Annotated in this window: 9 protein-coding genes and 1 pseudogene; all 10 read left to right on the forward strand. The window is 68.5% G+C overall.

The window, feature by feature from the left end; all coding sequences use genetic code 11:
• A partial coding sequence (locus B2869_RS00305) for a TilS substrate-binding domain-containing protein (RefSeq protein WP_292761253.1) occupies nt 1-332 on the forward strand: 332 nt, incomplete at its 5' end.
• Nucleotides 333-336: 4 nt separating this feature from the next.
• Nucleotides 337-894 (forward strand): annotated as a pseudogene (hpt, locus tag B2869_RS00310) (hypoxanthine phosphoribosyltransferase).
• 141 nt (nt 895-1035) lie between these two features.
• The gene (gene ftsH / locus B2869_RS00315; RefSeq protein ID WP_292761255.1) at nt 1036-3066 is read left to right on the forward strand and encodes an ATP-dependent zinc metalloprotease FtsH; all 2031 of its coding nucleotides are present in this window, start codon (nt 1036-1038) and stop codon (nt 3064-3066) included.
• Nucleotide 3067: 1 nt separating this feature from the next.
• Nucleotides 3068-3676 (forward strand): GTP cyclohydrolase I, encoded by a 609-nt coding sequence (gene folE, locus B2869_RS00320; RefSeq protein ID WP_029259660.1) that lies wholly within the window; start codon nt 3068-3070, stop codon nt 3674-3676.
• Nucleotides 3676-4485 (forward strand): dihydropteroate synthase, encoded by an 810-nt coding sequence (gene folP, locus B2869_RS00325; protein WP_292761259.1) that lies wholly within the window; start codon nt 3676-3678, stop codon nt 4483-4485. Before folE ends, folP begins: the two co-directional genes overlap by 1 nt.
• Nucleotides 4486-4518: 33 nt before the next feature.
• On the forward strand, nt 4519-4914 hold the full coding sequence (gene folB / locus B2869_RS00330; RefSeq protein WP_292761262.1) for a dihydroneopterin aldolase: 396 nt from the start codon (nt 4519-4521) through the stop codon (nt 4912-4914).
• The gene (folK, locus tag B2869_RS00335; RefSeq protein WP_136025278.1) at nt 4911-5450 is read left to right on the forward strand and encodes a 2-amino-4-hydroxy-6-hydroxymethyldihydropteridine diphosphokinase; all 540 of its coding nucleotides are present in this window, start codon (nt 4911-4913) and stop codon (nt 5448-5450) included. The genes folB and folK overlap by 4 nt, the downstream gene beginning before the upstream one ends.
• Nucleotides 5447-5929, forward strand: coding sequence for a DUF3180 domain-containing protein (locus B2869_RS00340; protein ID WP_029259664.1), 483 nt, complete (start codon nt 5447-5449; stop codon nt 5927-5929). Before folK ends, B2869_RS00340 begins: the two co-directional genes overlap by 4 nt.
• The gene (locus tag B2869_RS00345) at nt 5880-6461 is read left to right on the forward strand and encodes a PH domain-containing protein (protein ID WP_021198198.1); all 582 of its coding nucleotides are present in this window, start codon (nt 5880-5882) and stop codon (nt 6459-6461) included. The genes B2869_RS00340 and B2869_RS00345 overlap by 50 nt, the downstream gene beginning before the upstream one ends.
• Nucleotides 6458-8242 (forward strand): PH domain-containing protein (locus tag B2869_RS00350; protein ID WP_292761276.1); only part of this gene is annotated, 1785 nt, incomplete at its 3' end. The genes B2869_RS00345 and B2869_RS00350, both read left to right, overlap by 4 nt.

An 8242-nucleotide genomic window follows, 5' to 3' on the forward strand; every position in this document is an offset into this window, starting at 1 on the left:
TGGTCGAGGAGCAGATCGAGGAGATCGTCGAGCACGCGGAGGCCGGGATCGCGGTCTCCGCAGGAGCGCTCGCGGCGAACCCTGCGGCGCTGCGTCACCGGATCATCCGGAGGGTGGCCGAAGCGGAGTTCGGCAGCGAGCTCAGTCGGGAGCACACCCTCGCGATCGCCACCCTCGTCACGCACTGGCGCGGTCAGGGGCCGATCGAGGCTCCCGGAATCACCGTCGCCCGCGTCGCCGGCCGCGTCGAGTTCACGAGGCGCGCGGGTTCGCCCCGCGGACCGGCCGCCAGCGCCCGTGTCGCAGACGGCGCCGCAGCAATGGAAGAATAGACCCATGGATGCGAAACATCTGGGCGATCAGCTCTCCGTCGTACTGCACACCGAAGCAGAGCTGCATCAGCGGCTCGCCGAACTCGCTCGTGAGATCGAGGCCGACTACGGCGACGAGCCGCCGCTGCTCGTCGGCGTGCTGAAAGGCGCCGTCATGGTGATGGCCGACCTCGCCCGCGAGCTCCGGTTCCACGCGCAGATGGACTGGATGGCGGTCTCGTCGTACGGCGCGAGCACGAAGTCGAGCGGCGTCGTGTAGATTCTGAAGGATCTCGACGCCGACATCACCGGGCGCGATGTGCTGATCGTCGAGGACATCATCGATTCGGGCCTCACTCTCTCCTGGCTCAAGGAGAACCTCGAGAGCCGCGGCGCCAAGTCGGTGCGCATCTGCACGATGCTGCGCAAGCCGGAAGCGCTCAAGGTGCAGGTCGACGTCGCCTACGTCGGCTTCGACATCCCGGTCGAGTTCGTCGTCGGGTACGGCCTCGACTACGCCGAGGACTACCGCAACCTCCGCGACGTCGCCGTGCTCGCACCGCACGTCTACGGCGGCGAGTAACGTCCGCTTCACTGCAGCAGGGCCGGGGCGCCGAGTGCGCCGTGAGCGGACAAGCGCCCGCAGCTCAGACCGATGTCAGTGGCATTGGCTACGCTTACCGATGCTGGATCTCCCGGCACGCTCCTTCTGAAAGGTCCAGACTTGGCAGAGAATTCGACGAAGAGCACATCGAAGAGCCGTCGGCTCCTGCGCGGGCCGCTGCTCTATCTGATCCTCGCACCGATCATCGTGCTGCTCGGGTGGTCGCTGCTGTCGGGCGGAAGCACGCAGGAGGTGTCGACGGATCGCGGTCTCGAGATGCTCGCCGACGGCGACGCGAAGCACGCGGAGATCATCGACGGGGATCAGCGCGTCAATCTCGAACTCGAGAAGGCCGATAAGAAGACCGGATCGCAGGACGTCTACTTCTACTACGTCGCGCCCCGCGGTCTCGACATCGTCGAAGCCGTGAACGACGCGGATCTCAAGGACGGGTACACCGACCAGGTGCCGCAGCCCAGCCCGATCTGGTCGTTGCTGAGCTTCCTGCTCCCGCTGCTGCTCATCGGCCTGCTCATCTGGTGGATGCTCTCCTCCATGCAGGGCGGTGGCCGCGGGGTCATGCAGTTCGGCAAGTCGAAGGCGAAACTGGTCTCGAAGGAGACGCCGCAGGTCACGTTCGCCGATGTCGCCGGTGCCGATGAGGCCGTCGAGGAGCTGCACGAGATCAAGGACTTCCTGCAAGACGCCACCCGGTTCCAAGCCGTGGGCGCCCGCATCCCCAAGGGCGTGCTGCTCTACGGCCCTCCCGGGACCGGCAAGACGCTGCTCGCCAGAGCCGTCGCCGGCGAGGCAGGCGTGCCGTTCTACTCGATCTCGGGCTCCGACTTCGTCGAGATGTTCGTCGGCGTCGGCGCGAGCCGTGTGCGAGACCTCTTCAAGGAGGCGAAGGCGAACGCTCCCGCCATCATCTTCGTCGACGAGATCGACGCAGTCGGCCAGCGCCGCGGCCAGGGCATGGGCGGCGGCCACGACGAGCGCGAGCAGACGCTCAACCAGCTGCTGGTCGAGATGGACGGCTTCGACCCGAAGACGAACGTCATCATGATCGCGGCGACGAACCGTCCCGACATGCTCGACCCCGCGCTGCTGCGCCCGGGCCGCTTCGACCGGCAGGTCGGTGTCGACGCTCCCGATATGCCCGGGCGACTCAAGATCCTGCAGGTGCACGCCAAGGGCAAGCCGCTCTCGAAGAACGTCGATCTTGAGATCGTCGCCCGCAAGACGCCGGGCTTCTCGGGCGCCGACCTGGCCAACGTGCTGAACGAGGCGGCGCTGCTGACGGCGCGTTCGAACGCGCAGCTCATCGACAACCGCGCGCTCGACGAGGCCATCGATCGGTCGATCGCCGGGCCGCAGCGTCGCACGCGTCTCATGCGAGACCATGAGAAACTCATCACCGCGTACCACGAGGGGGGCCACGCGCTCGTCGCGGCAGGCCTGAACCACACCGACCCCGTGACCAAGATCACGATCCTGCCCCGTGGCAAGGCTCTCGGCTACACGATGGTGCTGCCGCTGGACGACAAGTACTCGGTCACCCGAAACGAGCTCCAGGACCAGCTGACCTACGCCATGGGTGGCCGCGTCGCGGAGGAGATCGTGTTCCACGACCCCACCACAGGTGCCTCGAACGACATCGAGAAGGCGACCTCGATCGCGCGCAAGATGGTCATCGAGTACGGCATGACCACGCAGGTCGGACCGGTCAAGCTGGGCACCGAGGGCGGCGACATGTTCGTCGCACGCGACATGGGACGTGGTCGCGAGTATTCGGAGAAAGTCGCGGAGCGGGTCGACGCCGAGGTGCGTGCCCTCATCGAACAGGCGCACAACGAGGCGTACGAGGTCATCAGCGAGAACCGCGACATCCTCGACAAGCTCGCTTTGGCGCTGCTCGAGGAGGAGACCCTCGACCACAACCAGATCGCGGAGATCTTCACCGAGATCAAGAAGCTTCCCGAGCGCCCGCTGTGGCTGTCGAGCGAAGGGCGCCCGGTGTCCGAGCGTCCTCCGATCGAGGTGCCGAAGAAGGACGTCTCGCTTGCGGCATCCGTGGAGGCTCCGGCCGGAACGCCGCGCACGCAGCAGGGTTCGGCGGGAGCCGGGCACCCGCGGCCCGCGACGGCGTGACGTGACCGTCGACAGGCAGCGCGTCGAGCGGCTCACGAGGGAGCTGCTCGAAGCGATCGGCGAGGACCCGGACCGGCCAGGGCTGAAACAGACCCCGATGCGGATGGGCGAGCTGTACTCCGAGTTCTTCTCGGGCGTCGGCGAAGACCCGGCCGAGCCGCTCGCGCGCACCATCAGCGTCTCCCGCGGCCCCGCACCGGATACCCTGCCCTCCGGCGCCGTGCTGCTGCGCGACATCCGCTTCCGCTCCGTCTGCGAGCACCATCTGCTGCCCTTCGCCGGTCATGCGCATATCGCCTACCTCCCCGGGGAGCAGGTCGTGGGGCTCGGAGCGCTGGTGCGCGTCGTCGAGATCCTCGCGGCGCGTCCTCAAGTGCAGGAGCGCCTCGGGGAGCAGATCGCCGACACGATCGCAGAGCACCTCGACACCCGCGGGGTGCTGGTCGTGCTCGATGCGGCACACGGGTGCGTCACGATGCGCGGCGGGCGGCAGACCGAGGCATCGACGCTCACGATCGCGGCGCGCGGAGAGTACACGGACGCCCCCGCCCGAGCGGAGCTCATCACCCTGATCGGCGCGTCGGTGCCTCTCGGGGGTGCGGCGCGCTGATGACCGGGATCTGGGGCATCGTCAACGTGACGCCCGATTCGTTCAGCGACGGCGGACGCTATCTCGACGTCGATCGCGCGGTCGCCCACGGACTGCGACTGCGAGCCGAGGGTGCGGCTGTGCTCGATGTGGGCGGAGAATCGACCAGGCCGGGCGCCGACCGCGTCGGCGACGAGGTCGAACAGCAGCGCGTCATCCCCGTGATCGAACAGCTCGCTGCCGCGGGTGTTCCCGTGAGCATCGACACGCTCAGCGCATCGACGGCGGCTGCGGCCGTGCGGGCGGGCGCCAGGATCGTGAACGACGTCTCCGGAGGGCTCGCCGATCCCGAGATGCGCGCGGCTGTCGCGGAGTCCGGGGCCGATTTCGCGATCGGTCATTGGCGTGGCTTCTCCGCCGACATGTACGCGAACGCCGAGTACCGTCGCGTCGCCCGCGAGGTCGCGGGGGAGCTGCAGGAGCGCATCGGCGAGGCGGCGGCCTCCGGAATCGCCCCATCGCGCCTGATCGTCGACCCGGGTATCGGGTTCGCCAAGGCGGGCGCGCAGAACTGGGAGGTGCTGCGGGGGCTCGACGAGATCGTCGCCCTCGGGCCGCGCGTGCTCATCGGCACATCGCGCAAGCGGTTCCTCGCCGAAGTACTGCGCCAGGAAGCCGAGAGCGACGGTGACGTGTCGGAGTCTCGACGCGACATCGCTACCGCTGTGACCAGTGCTCTCGCGGTCAGGGCCGGAGTCTGGGCCGTGCGTGTGCATGATGTGGCGAGCACGCGCGACGCCCTCGCGATCGCGCATGCATGGGAAGGCTGAGGGCGCATCGGGGTGGCCCCGTACGCTAGAAGCATGGAGTCCCTCGACGAGATCGTCCTCACCGGTCTGACCGTCTTCGGCCGTCATGGTGTCTTCGAGCACGAACGCCGCGACGGGCAGGAGTTCACGATCGATCTTCGTCTGCGGTTGTCGCTCGCGCAGGCTGCCGTCTCCGACGACGTGAGGGACACCGTGCACTACGGAGAGCTCGCCGAGAAGGTGGCTGCGGTCGTGGCCGGGGAACCGGTGAACCTGATCGAGACGCTCGCCGAGAGGATCGCCGCCGTCGGTCTCGAAGACCGTCGGGTGCAGGACATCGCCGTGACCGTGCACAAGCCGCACGCGCCGATCGCTCTGGACTTCACCGATGTGGCGGTCACCGTGCATCGCCGCCGATCGCCTGACGCGCTGGAGGACACGATCGTATGAGCCGCAACCTCGCGAACCCGCCCGACATGCCCGCGCCTCGTCCCGGACGTCCGGAGACCACCGCGGTCGTCGCCCTCGGCGCGAACCTCGGCGACCGCCACGACACGATCAGGGCGGCCGCCGAGAGGATCGCGCGGCTCCCGCTGGTCAGCGAGGTGCGCCTCTCCCGGTTGTTCGAGACCGTCGCCCTCCGGCTCGACGGGCCCGATCCCGAGGCGCCCGGCTACGTCAACGCCGTGGCTCTGGTGACCACGCGCCTCGCCCCCGAGATCCTTCTCGGGATGCTGCACGCCATCGAGGACGAGAACGGCCGAGAGCGACGGGAGCGCTGGGGCGACCGCACGCTCGACCTCGACCTGATCGCGTACGGCGACGTCATCTCCGACGAACCGCGTCTGCAGCTGCCGCATCCGCGCGCTGCCGAACGCCTCTTCGTGCTCGAACCGTGGCTGGATGTCGACCAGGACGCGGTGCTGCTCGGCCGGGGCAGAGTCGCCGACCTCGTGGCGGAACTGCGGGCCCGGAGCGAGGGATGAGACGCACCTCTGCGGGCGTGCTCGTCGTCCTCGCACTGCTCGCCGGCGGAGGCGGGTTCCTGCTCGATCACCTGTTGACGGCATCGGGACGTGTCACGTTCACCCCCTCGCTCCTGCTTCCGGTGCTCCTCCTGCTGATCGCCGCAGCCTCCCTCGGGGTCGCATGGCCGGTGCGGCGCAGCGTGCGGTCGGGCATCCGCATCGATCCCTTCCGCGCACTCAGAGCGGCGACACTCGCGCGGGCCTCGAGTCTGCTCGGCGCCATCATGGCGGGGTTCGGAGCCGGGCTGCTCGTGTTCCTCCTGTCACGTCCCGTCATTCCGCAGGTAGGGTCGACTGTGGCCATGCTGGCCCTGATCGGAAGCGCGATCGTCCTCGTGATCGCCGCGCTCGTCGCCGAGCAGTTCTGCACCCTGCCGAAGGATCCTGATGACTCAGAACCCAGAGACCGCGCCCCTGAACCCGGCGGAGGGCACTGACCTCGACGCCCTCGACAGGGGGACGTACACCCAGCTGCGCACGGCACGCAACGAGGCCCGCCTCGAACTCGACGGCACGTGGCACCAGATCTCGCCGCGCTATGTCGTGTCGCAGATCGTGCAGAACGTGATCTTCATCGCGATCGTCGCGATCGCCGCCGTCGTGCTGAACGTGGTGCTGAATCAGCAGTGGGTGTGGATCCCCGCCGGGATCATCCTGCTCATCACCGTGTTCGCCCTCATCATCCTCCCGCGCCAGGCGAAGGCGATCGGCTACATGCTCCGCGCCGACGACATCGTCTTCCGCAAGGGCATCCTGTGGCAGCGCATGATCGCCGTCCCCTACGGTCGCATGCAGCTGGTCGACATCACGCAGGGGCCGCTCGACCGCGCGTTCGGCATCGCCCAGCTCAAGATGGTCACGGCCGCCGCGACGACCGGCGTGCAGATCCCCGGTCTGACGCAGGGCGCGGCCGAGGCGCTGCGCGACACCCTCATCCAGGTCGCCGAGACCCGTCGGACCGGCCTGTGAGCGAGCAGCAGCCCCCTTTCGCGCCGAGCGCGCCCATGCCCGTCGAGGAGGGTTCCACGACGCTCGCGAACGGTGAGTGGCACCGCATGCACCCCCTCACCCCGCTCTTCAAGGGCGGGCTCGCGCTGATCATCATCGCGGGTATCGTCATCGCGAACATGCGGGATCGCCTGATCACCTGGGCCGTGGGCATCTTCACGCCAGAAGAAGCGCACTACGGCGACTACGCCGGTGCCGATCCTGTCGACTGGGTGCTCTCGAACAACCTGATCCTGGTCGCCCTCCTCAGCGTGCTCGGGCTCGTGATCGTGCTGGTGCTGATCTTCTGGTTCGTCTGGCGCTTCCAGCAGTTCCGGATCACCGGCGATCACGTCGAGGTCCGCAAGGGAATCATCTTCCGCTCCCACCGCCGCGCACCTCTCGACCGCGTGCAGGGCGTGAACCTGACACGCCCGTTCCCCGCCCGCATCATCGGTCTCGCGAAGCTCGAGGTGGTCGGAGCCGGCAACGACGCGAACGTCGAGCTCGAATACCTCGCGACGCCCCGCGCAGAGTCGGTGCGTGCCGACATCCTGCGTCTGGCATCGGGTGCTCGTGCGGCGCGCGACGCCGCGCTGAACCCGGCGGCAACGTCGGCCGCGCCCGGTCCGACATCCGCCCGGGCGCAGCTGGTCGGTTCGATGAACGCGGGTGTCAACGGCCTCATCTCCGGCGTCGACCTCGCCGATGTCGTCCCCGAGAGCGTCGTGAAGATCCCGACCGGCCGGCTGGTGGGCTCGCAGGTGATCTCCGGGCTGCTGTGGTTCGTCTTCTTCGGAGCGATCTTCGCGATCGCGATCGGCAGCGCATTGATCGGGATGCTGGCCGATGGCAACTCGGATGGAGGTTTCGTCCTCCTCGGGCTGGGTCTCGGCATGGGCGTCCCCATGGTCATCGCCGTGGTCGGTATCACCTGGGCGCAGATCTCGAAGTCGCTGCGCTACTCGATCGCTCCGACTCCTGACGGCGTGCGCATCACCTACGGTCTTCTCACGACCGTGACCGAGACGCTCCCGCCGGGACGCATCTTCGCGGTGGAGGTGTCGCAGTCGCTGCTGTGGCGCCCGTTCGGGTGGTGGACGATCAAGATCAACCGTATGAGCGGCAAGAGCGCAGCCCAGCAGTCGTCGGGGAGCGGACAGCAGTTCAACGTGGTGCTGCCCGTCGGCAAACGCGCCGATGTCGAACGCGTGCTCGCGCTGGTGCTCCCCGACGTTCCTGGGGAGAGCATCCCGTTCCTCTGGGATCAGGGCGTCGTGGGTCCCGCCGATGGCGACGCGTATCGGACGATGCCACGGCGTGCAGCGTGGCGGCGTCCGTTCTCCTGGAAGCGACACGGCTACCTCGTCGCCGACTTCGGTCTGCTGCTGCGCCGCGGAAACGTCTGGCGCAAGCTCGCCGTGTTCCCGCTGGCACGTCTGCAGGGGGTCTCGCTCAGCCAGGGGCCGATCGACCGGCACCAGCGGGTTTCCGGCGCACAGGTGCACACGGTCCCCGGGCCGATCACCGGGTACCTCTCGGGTCTCGAACGTGCCGATGCGCTGGCTCTGGTCGACGAGGTCAGCCGCGCGGCAGCGGAGGCGGCGTCTCGCGACACCACCCACCGCTGGAGTGCGCACGCGGCGGAGATTCCCGTCGCAGCGCCCCCGGCCCCGCCGGCGTACACCGGCCCGCCGCCGGTCTTCCCCGTCCCCGGACAGGCAGGGCCGCCCGCCCCGCCCGTATCGCCGCCTGCACCGCCG

This window comes from Microbacterium sp. UBA3486 (assembly GCF_002377845.1).
Lineage (GTDB): Bacteria > Actinomycetota > Actinomycetes > Actinomycetales > Microbacteriaceae > Microbacterium > Microbacterium maritypicum_A.